This window comes from Micromonospora sp. NPDC047527 (assembly GCF_040643015.1).
Classification (GTDB): domain Bacteria; phylum Actinomycetota; class Actinomycetes; order Mycobacteriales; family Micromonosporaceae; genus Micromonospora.
Genome location: NZ_JBEYTK010000001.1, coordinates 1,889,358 through 1,904,020, shown reverse-complemented (window position 1 = coordinate 1,904,020; position 14,663 = coordinate 1,889,358). Strand labels below are relative to the sequence as shown.

Genomic DNA, 14,663 nt, shown 5'->3' with positions numbered 1-14,663 from the left:
TTCGTGACCGATGGAGTCCCGTGCCTGCGCTGCCATCTTCGTTGTTCGAGCCCGTCTGGGTCGTGTTCGCCGCGTTGTGGCCTGAGCAACCCGAGTCGACCCGACGCATCCGCTGGCTGCCACCGCCGTCGGATCCCTGACCGGGTCGTGTTCGAGCACGTCATCGCCGCTTTGGTACACGGCTCCGGCTACGAACGCGTCGCCTCGGATGACTGCTCGGACCGTACGATCCGCCGCCGCCGGCTGCGGTCATGGGCCCAGGCCGGTCTCGGCGAGCAACTCCACGAGCTGGCCTTGGACGCCTACGAACCGCATGATCGGCCTGAACCTGGCCGACGTCAACGCCGACGGCGCCATCACGAAGGCCCCACGCGGCAGAGATCGGGCTGGCCGGTCCCCGGTCGACCGCGGCAAAGGCGGCATGAAACGCTCCACCGGCGTCGACGGCCCAATACCCCGCCGTCATCAAATGAAATGGCTGTGATCTACGGCCTTCTTGTCATTGAGGACATGGCGGACACACTCAAGATCCGTGGGGCCGCAGGCCGTTGACGACGATCGCGAGCATGCGGTCGAACTGGGGGCGATGTTCCGCAGTGCCGGCTACGGAGAGCAAGCCGGCGAGCATGCTTCCCACATCGATCGGGTCGACGTCGGCGCGCAGGTGCCCTGTCTGTGCCCCGGCGCTTAGTAGTTCTCCCAGGATCTGCTGGACCTCGTCGCAGACCGGGCCGCTGCCGAAGCGGCCCGAGGCGCTCATGGCGACCAGGGCCTCACAGATGCCGCGCCGCTCGGTGGCCCATGCGGCGAACCGGCTCATCCAGATGTGTAGCGCCTGGTCCGGTGGCTGGCCGGCCAGCAGGGCGTGGGCGTCCTCGCGTAGCGGGCGGATCTGATCGCGGTAGATCTCTTCGACCAGGTCCTCGCGCGTCGGGAAGTGGCGGTAGAGGGTGGCGCTGCCGACGCCGGCGCGTTTGGCGATCGCGTCGAGCGAGATCGTCTGGTTGCCGGCAGCGAAGGCTTCAGCCGCGATGGCTATCAGGTGTTCGCGGTTGCGGCGGGCGTCGGCGCGCAGACCGGCCGATCGAGAAGTCATGGTCCTCACAATCGCGGAGTCGGGCTGGGTCAGGGTTGGCAAAACGGGGGCATCCCCGTTTAGTGTAGGCCAGGCAAAACGGGGACCTCCCCGTTTCGGACCCGAGGAGCCACCATGCCCACAGCGCTCATCACCGGCGGAACGTCCGGGATCGGCCGCGCCACCGCAGAACTACTGCACGCCCGGGGGTACGAGGTCGCCGTCACTGGTCAGAACCCCGACACGATCGCCAAGGCGAAAGCCGAACTCCCCGACAACGTGCTCGTGACCCGCGCCGACGCGCGCAGCCTTGCTGACACCGACGCCCTCGTCCAAACGGTGTCCGACCACTTCGGCTCCCTCGACCTGCTGTTCCTCAACGCCGGCGTCTTCCGCCCGGCACCGGTCGCCGAGGTGACTGAGGCATCGTTCGACGAACAGGTCGCCATCAACTTCAAGGGCCAATACTTCACCCTCCAGAAGGCGCTCCCTCTAATCAACGACGGCGGTTCCGTGGTCATCACCGTCGGGATCGGCGCCCGGCGCGGCAGCCCCGGCGCCACGATGGGCGCGGCAACTCGCGGAGCGCTGCTGGCGATGCTGCCCTCCCTCGCGCTCGAACTGGCCCCGCGCCGGATCCGGGTCAACACCGTGAGTCCCGGAGCGATCGCCACCCCGCTCTTCGACAAGCTCGGCGTTCCCGAAGCCGGACGCGACGCCATGCGCGCGAACATCCCTTTCGAGCGCTTCGGATCCAGCCAGGAGATCGCGGAAGTCGTCACCTTTCTCGCCTCGGACGCCGCCAGCTACCTGACCGGACAGGACATCGTCGTGGCCGGCGGCTACGGGCTCAGCGCCTGACCGTTCCCTCGGCGCAACCAGCCGCGGCACACCCGGCTTTTCTCACCGCATGCCATCACCAACTCAGGAGAACCTGATGTCACTCACCCTCGACACCTACCGCCAACTCGGCCGCTCCGGGCTGTGGATCTCACCGCTCGCGCTCGGCGCTGCCACCTTCGGCAACGACTGGGGCTGGGGCGCCGAGAAGGACGAGGCGCGCCGGCTGTTCGACCTCTACGTCGAGCGTGGCGGCAACTTCATCGACACCGCGGTCACCTACACCAACGGCACCTCCGAGCGGATGCTGGGCGAGTTCGCCCACGGCCGCCGGGACAGCCTGGTGCTGGCCACGAAATACACGACACTGCGCACCCCAGGCGACCCAAACTCCGGCGGCGCCAGCCGCAAGAGCCTGAACGGCGCCGTCGAGACCAGCCTGCGACAGCTGGGAACCGACTACATCGACCTGCTCTACCTGCACGTCTGGGACTTCACCACACCCGTGGAGGAGATCCTGCGCGGCCTCGACGACCTGGTCCGCCAAGGCAAGGTCCTGTACGTGGCGATCTCCAACACCCCGGCCTGGCAGATCTCCCGCATGCACGCCATCGCCGACCTGCGCGGATGGTCGCCGCTCTCCGCGGTGCAACTGGAGTACAACCTGATCGAACGCACCGCGGAACGCGACCTGTTTCCCATGGCCCGGGAACTGGGGCTGGGAACGGTCCTCTGGTCACCACTCGCCGGCGGGGTGCTCACCGGCAAATACAGCCGCCAAGACCTGACCACGCCAGATGCCACAGCCGCCGAAAGCGTCCGTAAGAGCTTCAATCTGGCACTCGGTGGGATCACCGAACGCAACCTCGCGATCGTCGACGTGGTCAAAGAGATCGCCAGCGATCTGAACCGCACGCCCGCTCAGGTAGGCCTGGCCTGGACCCTGCAGAACCCCGCGGTGACCTCCCCAGTCATCGGTGCCCGTACATCAGCACAGCTACAGGAAAACCTCGGCGCACTGGAGGTCGAGTTCACGCCGTCGCAGCTCACTCGGCTCGACCAAGCCAGCGCCATCGAGCTCGGCTTCCCGCACGCGATGCTCGCCAGCGACCACATCAGAGCCCAAACCCGTGGCGACATCACATTCGCAACCCACCGCTGACACCACGTCCCAGAAGCGCCGATTCCCCTTCGTCATCGTGATCTCCGGCAGGTCCGACCTAAGTCCGCAATAGATCAACAACTCAAAGGATCAGGCGGCGGACAACGATCCCTGCAGGGCCGTTCCCGCCGCCTACCGCGGCAGCCGACCCCAGCGGATAGCTGCGTCACGCGACCGCCGGGATGACGGCCCGTTTTTCAACCCGTAGTTTCGGGCTGGAGCGGTAGGGCGACCCGCGTGTGTCGCGACGGGGCGGGGCGTAGGCAGCGCCACCGCGGGTAGAGCCGGACGTGGCTGTGATCAGTGACTACGCACTTCTCGGAGACTGTCAGGGCGCGGCATTGGTCTCCTCGGACGGGTCGGTGGACTGGTGGTGCCCGCCCCGGTTCGACGCACCGAGCGTCTTCGCGCGTCTGCTCGGCTCCACCGGCGGCTTCTGGTCGATCCGACCACTCAGGCCGTACCACACCGCCCGTCGCTACCTCGACGGGACGATGGTGCTGCGCACGGAGTTCCACACCCAGGACGGCGTGCTGCGGGTGACCGACGCCCTGAGTCTAGGTGCCGGGGAACGCGGTCACCGGATCGGCGTCACCTCCGCGCACGTGCTGTTACGGCAGGTCGAGGTGGTCTCCGGCGCGGTGGAGGTGGCCGTCGAGGTCGCGGCCCGGCCCGAGTACGGCTTGGTCACGCCCACGATCGTCGAAACTCCGGTGGGGATCGAGATCTCCGGAGGCGCAGACCGCCTGACCCTGGTCGCTGACCGCGATCTTGCCGTCGACGGTGCACTCGTGACCGGGCGATTCACTCTCACGGCGGGTGACAGCGCCATGTTCGCGCTACATCACCGTGGATCCGCCGACCCGCCGACCGCGCCGATCGACGGGCGTGCGGCGCTGCGGGACACCGTCGCCGCCTGGCTGTCCTGGGCCACCCTCCACCAGGACTACCAGGGGGCTTATCGGGAGGAAGTCCGGCGCAGCGCCCTGGTCCTCCAGGCGTTGACCTACCAGCCGACCGGTGCGGTGATCGCTGCGGCCACCACATCTCTGCCGGAGGAGGTCGGTGGTGCGGCGAACTGGGACTACCGGTTCGGATGGCTCCGCGACGGCAGCTTCACCCTCAAGGCTCTGTGGGTCGCGGCCTGTCCCGACGAGGCACACCGCTTCTTCGACTGGATGGCCGCCTCGATGGGGTCGGTGGAAGCGGAGGACCACGTGCCGATCATGTTCGGCGCGGGTGGCGAGCGGGACCTGACCGAACACACCCTGGAGCACCTGGAGGGCTACCAGGGCAGCCGGCCGGTGCGGATCGGCAACGACGCCTGGCGGCAGAAGCAACTCGACGTCCTGGGCGAAATCCTGGAGTGCGCCTGGGTCCTGCGCGACGAACTCGCGGACCTGTCGCCCGCCGCCGCGGGTCTGCTGCGTTCGCTGGCCGACCGGGTCGTCGACGGTTGGCGGGAGCCCGACGCCGGCGTCTGGGAAGGGCGCGAGGGCGAGCGGCACTACCTGACGTCGAAGCTGCTGTGCTGGGTGGCATTGGACCGTGCTATCAGGCTGGCGCCGGTCCTGGACGCGGAGGCGCACGTCCCGAGGTGGTCGCAGGCCAGGGAGCAGCTCCGCGCGGCCATCCTCACCGAGGGCTGGAACGCCGAGGCCCGGACGTTCACCGGCGCGTTCGGGTCTGACCACCTCGACGCCGGGGTGCTCGCCATGTCGCCCCTCGGGTTCCTCCCCGCCGACGACGACCGGGTCATCGCGACCGTGGACGCCATCCGGCGGGAACTCGACGTGCGACACGACGGCCTCTTGCAGCGCTGGACGGGGTCGGGGTTGGAGGGCACCTTCATCGTCTGCTCGTACGTGCTGGTCCAGGCTCTGGCGCTCGCCGGGCAGGTCGACGAGGCCAAGCGAATCTTCGAGCGGATCACCGCCCGGGCGAACGATGTTGGTCTGCTGTCGGAGGAGGTCGACCACCGCGACGGCACCCTGATCGGGAACTTTCCCCAGGCGCTGTCCCACATCGGTCTCATCAACGCGGCCTGGATCATCGATCAGGTCCAGTCCGGGGGTGACCCGGTGCACTGAGCCCGGCCAGGGCGGCAGACCGCAGGCCGGCCTGCCGCGCCGCCTCTGGCCGCGTCGGCGCTGATCACGGTGGGCTTACGCCCACGACCAGCGGGTATGCGCGCCGACGTGACAGCCACGGAAGGAGCGTGCTGATGACCGGACGCCTGACAGGCAAGACCGCCCTGATCACCGGCTCCGACTCGGGGATCGGGCAGGCCACCGCCATCGAGTTCGGCCGAGAGGGTGCCGATGTGGTGGTGCACTACCTGCACGATCACGCGGGCGCCAACCACACGAAGGCCGAGATCGAGCGGACCGGCCAGCGGGCTGTCGTGGTGCAGGGTGACATCAGCGTCGAGCACCAGGTGGAGGCGATGTTCGACGAGGCCCTGGGGGAGTTCAGCAGGCTGGACATCCTGATGAACGACGCGGGCGTGGACGCCTCCGGCATCCCGGTGGCCGACCTGGACACCGAGACCTGGGACCGGGCGATCCGCACCAACCTGTACGGGATGTTCTTCTGCTGCCGGCGGTTCATCCGGCACCGCCGCGACCAGGGCGGGCAGGGGAAGATCATCAACATCACCTCCGTCCATCAGGAGGTGGCCCGGGCCGGCGGCTCCGACTACGACGCCAGCAAGGGCGGCATGCTGGAGCTGGCCAAGAGCATCGCCCTGGAGGTCGCCCCGATGCACATGAACGTCAACAACATCGGGCCCGGCATGGTGCTCACGCCGTTCAACCAGCAGGCGATCGACGACCCGAAGTTCCTTCAGGAGCAGGTGCAGTCCATCCCGTGGAAGCGGGCCGCGCAGCCGGAGGAAATCGCCAAGCTCGCCGTCTTCCTGGCCAGTGACGACGCCGACTACGTCACCGGCTCGACGTACTTCATGGACGGCGGTCTGATGCAGAACCAGGGACAGGGCGCGTAGACCCTGCCCAGGAACACCACCGCACCGGTCCGGCCCTGCGACGGTCAGCCGGTGCTGGTGGCGAAGGGGCCACCGTCGCCGAACGCGAGCCGCGCGAAGTTCTCAGCGATGCGGCGGTGCCCCGCAGGGTCGGGGTGGACCTCGTCGGGCAGTGGGATCTCGGCGTAGTCCGCCTCGCCGTACAGGTCGCGTCCGTCGAGGTAGTGCAGGTTCGGGTCGTCGGCCGCGCGCTCTCCGACGATCCGGGCCAGTTCGGCACGGATGGTGGTGAGCGTCAGCCGCCCGGCACTGCGCTCGGCCGGATCGCCCGTGAGCGTTCACTTCAGCACCGGCCCATCAGGTGGATGCTGGCGGGGCCAGGTCTGTCCGGAGACGTTCGAGAGTAGTGCTCGTTATGCTCCTGCTCATGAAAACGTGCCGGCCTATGGCGGTCGTTGCCTGCCTGGCCTTGCTGGTCATATCGGGTTGCGGCTCCGGGCGGTCCACCACCGCAGCAGGCACCCCGACGACCTACACGTGTTGCGATGGCGAGGACGTGGACACGGTCTACCAGCCTGGCCAGGAAATGACGGTTCACTGGATCGTCAAGCCGGGGACCGGCCCCGCCGCGAAGCCGACACACGTCGAGCTGACTGCGCGTCTGACTGGCCCGTACGGGGACGTCAGCGAACTGAAGAACGCTGCCGGGGGTACAGCTCGGCCCGCTCTGGGAGAGGTAACGTTCGAGGCCCAGCCGGTGCGGCCATCCGGTGCGGCGGGCGAACGACCGGTCAGCGTCATTCCCATCGCGGAGGACGCGCCGCCCGGGTCTTACAACCTGATCTTTGCCGTACGAGAGGATGGCGGAGTCATAGGCGGAGCGAGCGTCGTCCGCGTGGCCCCCAAAGCCTGAGCCCATCGGATACTCAGGCCGGGGACAGCGTTGTTCTGCCGGATCGGCAGGGTGCTCACGAGTCGTTGCGTTCTTCTCTCCTGTTGTTGCGGGCCGCCGTCGCAGACGACTGCCCGTCGCGGGTTGCGCACCCGACTGCTGTTGCGCTACCGCCATCTAGCATCTTGCGTTCAACCGCGACGAGCTTCGTGGTCAACCCGTCCCCCCATGCTGCGCCGGCCGCAGCCGGGCCTTCCGTTACGAGCGTCAAGTCATCCGGCTGACTTGGCTCGCCCGACCCCGCAGGCGTGACCGCTGACGGTGAAGGCCTGGCCTGCGGCGGCTCCTGGCCGCCGGAGCACCCGCCCGTCGCCACTGCCGCAAACACAGAAATCAAGACACCTCGAAGAACATGCATCCGGTCATGGTGAATCACCACCGGTGATGTACCGGTCACCGACACGAACCCACGCCTGGCGCCAGGTGATGACCCGGGCGCGGTGGTGGCGATCGTCGGCCGAGCGCGATAGCCGCTCACCTCGAGCTCTCGCCCGATATACGACCGGGCGGTGGCGTGCCGCGCGCAGGGACCTGAGCGAGAATGGTCCAGTTCGAACCTCGCGCAACCCTGGAAGGACCCTCCCTTGGCCGGTGGACTCGTAGCCCTGTTGGATGACGTGGCGGTGCTGGCCCGGGCCGCTGCCGCGTCGATCGATGACATCGGGGCGGCCGCCGCGAAGGCCGGCGCCAAGGCTGCGGGCGTCGTCGTCGACGATGCTGCCGTCACGCCGCAGTATGTGCGGAGCCTGGCGGCCGAGCGCGAGTTGCCGATTATCAAGCGCATTGCCGTGGGGTCGCTGCGCAACAAGTTCTTCATCATCCTGCCGGCGGTGCTGCTGCTCAGTCAGTTCGTGCCCTGGCTGCTCACTCCGATCCTCATGCTCGGCGGCGCCTACCTCTGTTACGAAGGCGCGGAGAAGGTGTGGGCCAAGATCGCCCATCACGGTGCCTCCGGCGCGGGCGAGGAGAAGGTGCAGGACGAGACGACACTGGTGTCTGGGGCGGTACGAACCGACCTGATCCTCTCGGCGGAGATCATGGTCATCAGCCTTAACGAGGTGATCGATGAGGCGTTCTGGTCCCGCCTGGCGATCCTGGCTATCGTCGCCGTCGTCATAACCGTCCTGGTGTACGGCGTGGTGGCCCTGATCGTAAAGATGGACGATGTCGGGCTGCGCCTGTCGCAACGTTCCGGCGCCGTCGCCACGTTCGGCCGCGGTCTGGTGAGGGCGATGCCGGTGGTCCTCACCGTGCTGACGGTAGTCGGCACGGCGGCGATGCTGTGGGTGGGCGGGCACATCCTGCTGCTCGGCACGAACGAGCTGAACCTGCACTTCCTGTACGAGGCCGTGCACCACGTGGAGGTCGCCGCCCACGACGCCACGGGTGTTCTCGGCGGGCTCGTCGGCTGGCTCGTCAACACGGCGGCCAGCGCGATCCTCGGGCTGATCGTCGGAGTGCTGGTCGTGCTGGTCATGACTCTCACGCTCCACCGCCGCACATCCAAGGCTGCGGCTGCGACTGCGGCGGCCACGACTCGTACTGACGGCACCATCCCCGCGCCGCCGAGCCGCGCAGCTCGGCGTCGCGACGCTCCTGCGGACCGAGCGCCTCGCGGTTGACCGCAAAATCCTCAACGAGGCGCCGCTCTCGATTCCCCGGCTCAACGGCCATCGGCTGGTACGGGCGTCCTCGGTTGCCATTATGGCTGGTACAACACCCGCCGCAGCCCAAAAGACCTCGGCTGGCGATCCCCAGACGAGTACGAAACCGCCTGGCACACCCACCAGGCCCGACACGACGAGACAGCCTTCGTTCAGCCTGAGCCCACCGAACCCGGGGAACATCAAACCCTCCGGCAAACCGGGGGAACCTCAGGATTAAGCAGAAACGGTTGCAGGATTGGCGCATGTTGTATCAGACACCCGCGCTCGCCGATGACGACCAGCGCGTGCTCGGCGAACTGGACACCATGCGGGACAACCTGCGGTATCAGATCGCCGAGCCGCACCGCCGGACGGGGCAACTCCGACGCACCCTGATCGCCCACGCCATCCAAGGCTCGAATTCGATCGAGGGCTACCAGGTGTCCCTGGACGACGCAGCCGCGGCCGTCGCCGGCGACGAACCGGTAGAGACGAACCCGCAAACCTGGGAGGTCATCACCGGCTACCGGGACGCCCTGACCTACGTGCAACAACTCGCCCGCTCACGCGAGTTCACCTGGCAGCACATGCTGATCAACGCACTGCACTTCATGATGCTTCGCCATGACCTCAGCAAATGGCCGGGCCGCTTCCGTCCCGGAGACATTTACATCGACGAGGCGCACACCGGCCGACGCGTCTACACCGGGCCAGACGCCGACAACGTTCCGCCTCTGATCTCCGAACTGATCGACTGGCTGGCCGACGGCGAACCGGAGACCCCACTGCTCGTCCGAGCCTCAATGGCCCACCTGAACCTGGCCAAGATCCACCCCTGGCGGGACGGCAACGGCCGAATGTCGCGCTGCCTACACACCCTCGTGCTCGCCCGCGACGGTGTCCTCGCCCCGGAGTACTCCTCCATTGAGGAGTGGCTCGGCGTCGGCCGGAACACCTACGCCTACTACGACGCGCTCGGTGAGGTCGGCGGCCCAACCTGGCAGCCCGACAACGACACCAGCAAGTGGATCCGATTCTGCCTGAGCGCCCACCACCAACAAGCCCAACTGGTCCGGCAACGCCTCGATCAGGCCGCGCATCTCTGGGAACTGCTCGACACCTGGGTCCGGCGCAACGGGCTGCCCGAGCGGGTAGTCAGCGCTCTGCACCTCGCCGCTACCGGCGGCCGAGTACGCCGCACTGTCTATCAACGCGACGAGAACCTCACCGACGACCAAGCAACCCGCGACCTACGCGCCCTCGTCCGGGCGGACATGCTCGAACAGCACGGCGAAACCCGAGGCAGGTTCTACCTCACCTCGCCGGAACTCCGCGAGCTCGCCGCCCCCGCGCTGCGCCCAAAGGAAATCATCGACCCGTACCGACGGCGAGGCCAAGCCCCGGCCACTGCCGTCGTTACAGTTTCGGGTGGTCTCGTGGTAGCCGCCTCATCGCCTGGCGGCCGGCTGAACGATGTCCGGGCCGCCGGTGTGCGGCGTCGGGAGGTAGCCGGCGTACGGCTGCGGCAGTGCCGCCACGCAGGCCGCGGAGCATGCGTTTACCAGCAACGGCAACACGTCGGTGGCGACCAGGCCAGAGATCCAGACTTGGCGAAGCTCACCGTCAACTGGCCCATCGCAGACGCTGCAGGTTCGCACCGCGTCGCAGCCCCACACGCTGGGTCGAGCGCGGCGAGGTCCGTCTCTACCGCACGGGTCACCGCCCGCAGCCGCGGAAACGGCGGACGAAACTGTCAGCGGGGTGCCTGCGATGGCGACGAGATGGATCGCATGGTGGTAATCGGGCCGGTCGTCGTGGCTCGGCTCGGCCCTGGCACGCGGCGACCGTGACGAGACGGGTCAGCGACGGCCCATTTCCGTACGAGTTCTTTTGGCGATCATGGCGCCGTCGATGGCGATGAGAGCGGCACCGGAGGCGGCGGCGAACATTCCGGCGGGGCGTCCCGGATGGCGAGCGCGGCCTGGACGAGCGCCGCGTGGGTGAGCGTCTGGGGGTAGTTGCCGATCTGGGCGCCGGTCGCGGGATCCAGCTCTTCGGCGTAGAGGCCGAGGGGGCTGGCATAGCCGAGCATGGCCTCGAACAGCTCGATCGCCTCGGAGCGGCGGCCGGTGCGGGCGAGGGCTTGCACCATCCAGAACGAGCAGGGCAGGAACGCGCCTTCGGTCCCCGGGAGACCGTCACGTCCCGGCGGGTAGCGGTAGAGCAGCGGACCGCCGGCGGACAGTTCGTCTCGAACGGCGTCGATGGTGCCGCGCACCCGGGGTGACTCGATGCTCTCCATGTCCAGCAGCGGCAGGACGAGCAGGGCCGCGTCCAGATCCGTCGAGCCGTAGGTGCGCATGTAGCTGGCCGCCGTCGGGTCGAAGCCGGATGACCGGACCTCGGCGGTGATGGCCTCGCGTGCTTCCCGCCAGCGCCGACGTTGACGGCGTGGCAGGGGGTGAGTATCGGCGATGCGCAGAGCCCGGTCCAGAGCGAGCCACCCCATGAGCTTCGAATGTACGTGTTGGGCGGGTTGGCGGACCTCCCAGATGCCGGCGTCGGGCTCCTGCCAGCAGCGGGCGACCACGTCGGCGAAGCCCCGCACCGCCCGCCACGTCTCTGCGTAGAGGCGCTGTCCGGCCTGTACGAACGCCCAGGCGGCATCGATCAGCCAGCCGTAGCCGTCGAGTTGGTGTTGCCCGGTGGCGCCGTTGCCGATCCGTACCGGGACGCTGCCGAGATAGCCGGGCCAGCCGGGTAGTTCCCGTTCTGCTGGCACGTCGCGGCCGTGAAGGGTGAGCAGTGCCGGCAGGCGTGGCCGCTGTAGCCGGCTCGCGTGCATCAGCCACGCGAGGAAACCGCGGGCCTCGTCCGGTTTGCCGACGCTGAGGAACGCGCTCACGCCGATGCTGGCGTCCCGGGGCCAGACATAGCGGTAGTCCCAGTTCCGTACCCCGCCGGGATCTTCGGGCAGTGACGTGGTGGGTGCGGCCACCGGCGCTCGCGACGGCGAGTAGGTCAGCAACCGCAGCGTCAGCAGGCTTCGTACCACCTCTTCCCGAAACGGAAGCGACCCGTCGATCTCGGCGGTCCAGGCTCGCCAGCGCTCCTCGTCCTCGGCGAGCAGTTCCCAGGCCCATGCGGGCTCGACGTGGATCAGCGGTTCGCGGTATGCCACGGCCAGCACGAGGGTGACCGGTCGGCCCGGTCGCACCCTGATCAGGGCGGGCCGACCCGGTTCGATGGTGAGCTCGGGCGAGCTGCCCAGTGAGACCGCGAGGGACCCCCACTGACACACCAGGCCCGGACCCCGGTGGTGAACTCGAGGCCGGCGGTGCCCTTCGCCGAGGCGGGGATCGAACTCGACGACGGCGTCGCCCGTCGTGTCCTCGGCGGAAAGCCGTCGCACGATCAGCGTTGTCGGCAGCAGGCGGCCGCTGACCTCGGCCACCATGGCCTCGGTGAGGGTGAGCCGCCCACCGCCCACCGCCCAGGTCGTCTCCAGAGTGGCGGTGTGCTGCCGGTAGCGTCGCTGCACGATCGTGGCCGGTCGAGCGGGGCCAACCCGGAACGTTCCCGCCTCGGGTCCCCCGACCAGCCGGCCGAAGAGGGGCTCGCCGTCGAAGCGGGGCACGCAGAGCCAGTCGATCCCGCCGTCACCGGCGACGAGGGCGGCGGTGCGGGTGTCACCCAGCAGCCCGTACTCGCTGATCGGCACTGGGGGGCGGACCGATGTCGGTTCGAACCCACCGGTCATGCAGATCGCTCCTGACGAGACTTGGCGCGCGGGTCAGCCGGCGTGAAGGAGTAGTCCGAGGACCACCCCGTAGATGACATGGACGATGCCGACGACCACGGGGGTCTGGACGCCATAGTTGACGGCGAAGACGCCGGGTGGCTCCAGGACGGCCGTGCTGGCTGGGCCCGCCCGCTGGGACGCCATGCGCGGGTGGACACCCGGAAGTAGCGGCAGGAGCACCGTCAGCGCGATCCCGACGTGGACGGCCCCGAGCAGTGCCCCGGTCCACCACGTGGCGCGGCCCAGCAGGGCGAACGTGGCAGCGTAGCCGAGCGCGAAGCCCTGACCGGCGCCGAGGTGGATAAAAAACCCGATGACCCGGGCCCGGTCGGGATCTTCGGTGACGAGGGTTCCGAGTACCAGGGGAAAGTCGAGGCGAGTGAGTCCGGCCAGTTGAGCAGTGATCAGCGCCGCGGTGAGCACCGCGGTGGCGACGACCCCGAACAACGCCCATCCGGCCCAGTCCATCTCAGCAGGGGTGGGCGACGCGAGCGTTGGCAGTCAATGTTCCCTCGGTCATCGGTCCGTTCTTCGACTGGAAACGTGAAAGCCGGCGGCTCTGGTCGGGACGCCTGCGGCGCGCATCGGACGATGGTGGCTGTGTCGGATTTTCACCATAAGTCACAGTGCTGTGAGATGTGGTCTGCTCGCCGAGATGCAGCTGGCGGTGCGACGCGCCGTGCACGTGGGTGCGGTGCTGCCCCGGGACCCGGAGCGGGACCGGCCCGCGCTACCCGAGGTCGGTGTCAGGCAGCTCGGCGGGCGCGGCGGTGGGCATGGATGAAGGCGGCGTCGCCGCGCATGCCGCCCCACCAGGACCAGGGAACGCCGGTCATGTACCGGCGATCGACGCGAAGACCGGCGCGGCGTCCGCGTCGCGGCCGGTGCGGGACAGCCCGTACGCGAGGCTCCTCAACACCGGTGTGCTGTGAGCTGTTGGGTTGGTTCTTTTCGAAAGATAAGGAAGCTGCGGCGGGTTCGAAGCCGAATCGGCCCGAACCCGCCGCGCGACGGGGTGGAGGCGCCGAGAGCAGTTAGCGACATGCGCTGCCCGGATGTGGGGGACGGCGATGCCCTGTCTGGACCGCACCGGTCGCCCGTCCACTGCGGCTGGGCTCGTACGAGCCCCGCCGGGGTGCGCCAAGTCAATCTGGCCACCGTCGTTCCTTTCACCTCGTCCTTCCGACAACGAGCACATCGCGTACGGGGTGTGCGCCACAAGGCTCTTCACACCGCTGATACGGAACCCGGCCGGGAATTGACGCCGCCGATACGCCAGCTTGCCGTAAGGGACCGCCGGTTCCGTAACGAATCGTGCCTGCGGCGGATCGTGTCGGCCGATGCGCGCATCTTGGCGCCGGCACCAACCGCCTGGCGTGACTGCGTAGGCCGCACGTGGGAGTGCCATGTGTCCGAGCGGTGAGGGTCGCCGCCGTCGGTTCTCGTCATCAAGACCCATGCCGACCAGGCTTCCCGGCGCTCCGGACCAACCGTCCCTCCGAGGTGTGCCTACCTTCGGAGAAGCCGGGGCCGAGTGGCTGCCGTTATGGCCGTGTCAAGAATCGGCCCGTGGTCGTAACGGGTGCGTGAAAGCCGTCGACGGTGGTCGGCCAGACGGACTGAGATGGCACCAGGTGGACTCGATGCGCGGGTCCGCACGGTCCGGGGGCTTGCCATGGCGGTGGATCGCAATCTGTGGGAAGCAAGGGGCGCGCAGCAGACGCCGACGGGCGTCAGCGTTGCGATCGGCTGGACGGCGATGATCGCCGCGTCCCTCGTGGCGGCGGCGCTGTTTTCGCGCTCGGAGATGCCGGGGCGGGTGCTCGTTGTCGCTGTGGCGGCCGGTGCCTTTGCGGCGAGGGTTCCTGACCTGCGCGCCGTGGCCGCGGTCACCGGTTTGGCCATGGCCACGTTCGTCGGGTTTCTGGCGAACCAATTCGGCGAATTGACCGGCGGCGACGGTGCCTGGTCGTACGCCGTGGTGATCGGCTTCGGTGGGGTCCTCGGGATCGGCTACCGGTTCCTGCGGCAGGTCCGGCAGGTGCGGCGCGAGCAGGCAGAACCGTTGCAGGTGGTGGCGGACCGACCCTTGTCTGATGAACGTGATGTAGCTGTCGCGCCGCTGGACAACGCCTTCGATGGCCGTCGTGCGGCTTGAGGCGTTCGTAGTACCGCAGCGCCTGACGGTTCACGCCGGCCGCGT

General features: G+C 68.4%; 12 protein-coding genes and 1 pseudogene. 10 read left to right on the top strand and 3 right to left on the bottom strand.

Features of this window, described 5'->3' with window-relative positions; all coding sequences use genetic code 11:
* Positions 1-20 precede the first annotated feature (20 nt).
* A pseudogene (locus tag ABZ808_RS08430) lies at positions 21-448 on the top strand (IS5/IS1182 family transposase); the annotation flags it as partial.
* Positions 449-523: 75 nt separating this feature from the next.
* Here the strand turns inward: ABZ808_RS08430 and ABZ808_RS08425 are convergent.
* Positions 524-1,096, bottom strand: coding sequence for a TetR/AcrR family transcriptional regulator (locus ABZ808_RS08425; RefSeq protein ID WP_357002581.1), 573 nt, complete (start codon positions 1,094-1,096; stop codon positions 524-526).
* 114 nt (positions 1,097-1,210) lie between these two features.
* On the opposite strand from ABZ808_RS08425, the gene ABZ808_RS08420 reads away from it, so the two are divergent.
* From ABZ808_RS08420 to ABZ808_RS08390, 7 genes are all read left to right on the top strand, one after another.
* Complete coding sequence (locus tag ABZ808_RS08420) at positions 1,211-1,936, top strand: SDR family oxidoreductase (RefSeq protein ID WP_357002579.1); 726 nt, start codon at positions 1,211-1,213, stop codon at positions 1,934-1,936.
* A gap of 76 nt (positions 1,937-2,012) precedes the next feature.
* Positions 2,013-3,077 carry an aldo/keto reductase gene (locus ABZ808_RS08415; protein ID WP_357002577.1) on the top strand — a complete coding sequence of 355 codons (1,065 nt, stop codon included), beginning with the start codon at positions 2,013-2,015 and terminating at the stop codon, positions 3,075-3,077.
* A 290-nt stretch (positions 3,078-3,367) separates the two neighbouring features.
* Positions 3,368-5,167: a glycoside hydrolase family 15 protein gene (locus tag ABZ808_RS08410; protein ID WP_357002575.1), complete on the top strand. Its 1,800-nt coding sequence runs from the start codon at positions 3,368-3,370 to the stop codon at positions 5,165-5,167.
* Positions 5,168-5,301: 134 nt separating this feature from the next.
* Positions 5,302-6,081, top strand: coding sequence for an SDR family oxidoreductase (locus ABZ808_RS08405; protein ID WP_357002573.1), 780 nt, complete (start codon positions 5,302-5,304; stop codon positions 6,079-6,081).
* A gap of 424 nt (positions 6,082-6,505) precedes the next feature.
* Positions 6,506-6,973, top strand: coding sequence for a hypothetical protein (locus ABZ808_RS08400; protein ID WP_357002571.1), 468 nt, complete (start codon positions 6,506-6,508; stop codon positions 6,971-6,973).
* A 623-nt stretch (positions 6,974-7,596) separates the two neighbouring features.
* Complete coding sequence (locus ABZ808_RS08395; RefSeq protein WP_357002569.1) at positions 7,597-8,634, top strand: DUF808 domain-containing protein; 1,038 nt, start codon at positions 7,597-7,599, stop codon at positions 8,632-8,634.
* Positions 8,635-8,906: 272 nt separating this feature from the next.
* A complete protein-coding gene (locus tag ABZ808_RS08390; protein WP_357002567.1) occupies positions 8,907-10,508 on the top strand; it encodes a Fic family protein in 1,602 nt (533 codons plus the stop codon).
* A gap of 47 nt (positions 10,509-10,555) precedes the next feature.
* Here ABZ808_RS08390 and ABZ808_RS08385 read toward each other — a convergent pair whose 3' ends face one another.
* Entirely contained in the window at positions 10,556-12,418 is a 1,863-nt protein-coding gene (locus ABZ808_RS08385) for a glycoside hydrolase family 15 protein (RefSeq protein ID WP_357002565.1), read from the bottom strand.
* Between the two features lie 33 nt (positions 12,419-12,451).
* Positions 12,452-12,928, bottom strand: coding sequence for a hypothetical protein (locus ABZ808_RS08380; protein ID WP_357002563.1), 477 nt, complete (start codon positions 12,926-12,928; stop codon positions 12,452-12,454).
* A 187-nt stretch (positions 12,929-13,115) separates the two neighbouring features.
* On the opposite strand from ABZ808_RS08380, the gene ABZ808_RS08375 reads away from it, so the two are divergent.
* On the top strand, positions 13,116-13,244 hold the full coding sequence (locus ABZ808_RS08375; protein ID WP_357002561.1) for a hypothetical protein: 129 nt from the start codon (positions 13,116-13,118) through the stop codon (positions 13,242-13,244).
* 891 nt (positions 13,245-14,135) lie between these two features.
* Entirely contained in the window at positions 14,136-14,618 is a 483-nt protein-coding gene (locus tag ABZ808_RS08370) for a hypothetical protein (RefSeq protein WP_357002559.1), read from the top strand.
* The last annotated feature ends 45 nt before the right edge of the window (positions 14,619-14,663 follow it).

Bases quoted from the DNA above. Each gene is read 5' to 3' on its own strand.
- ABZ808_RS08425 (WP_357002581.1), bottom strand. From the start codon at position 1,096: ATGACTTCTCGATCGGCCGGTCTGCGCGCCGACGCCCGCCGCAACCGC.
- ABZ808_RS08420 (WP_357002579.1), top strand. From the start codon at position 1,211: ATGCCCACAGCGCTCATCACCGGCGGAACGTCCGGGATCGGCCGCGCC.
- ABZ808_RS08415 (WP_357002577.1), top strand. From the start codon at position 2,013: ATGTCACTCACCCTCGACACCTACCGCCAACTCGGCCGCTCCGGGCTG.
- ABZ808_RS08405 (WP_357002573.1), top strand. From the start codon at position 5,302: ATGACCGGACGCCTGACAGGCAAGACCGCCCTGATCACCGGCTCCGAC.
- ABZ808_RS08400 (WP_357002571.1), top strand. From the start codon at position 6,506: ATGGCGGTCGTTGCCTGCCTGGCCTTGCTGGTCATATCGGGTTGCGGC.
- ABZ808_RS08385 (WP_357002565.1), bottom strand. From the start codon at position 12,418: ATGACCGGTGGGTTCGAACCGACATCGGTCCGCCCCCCAGTGCCGATC.
- ABZ808_RS08380 (WP_357002563.1), bottom strand. From the start codon at position 12,928: ATGGACTGGGCCGGATGGGCGTTGTTCGGGGTCGTCGCCACCGCGGTG.
- ABZ808_RS08375 (WP_357002561.1), top strand. From the start codon at position 13,116: ATGCAGCTGGCGGTGCGACGCGCCGTGCACGTGGGTGCGGTGCTGCCC.
- ABZ808_RS08370 (WP_357002559.1), top strand. From the start codon at position 14,136: ATGGCGGTGGATCGCAATCTGTGGGAAGCAAGGGGCGCGCAGCAGACG.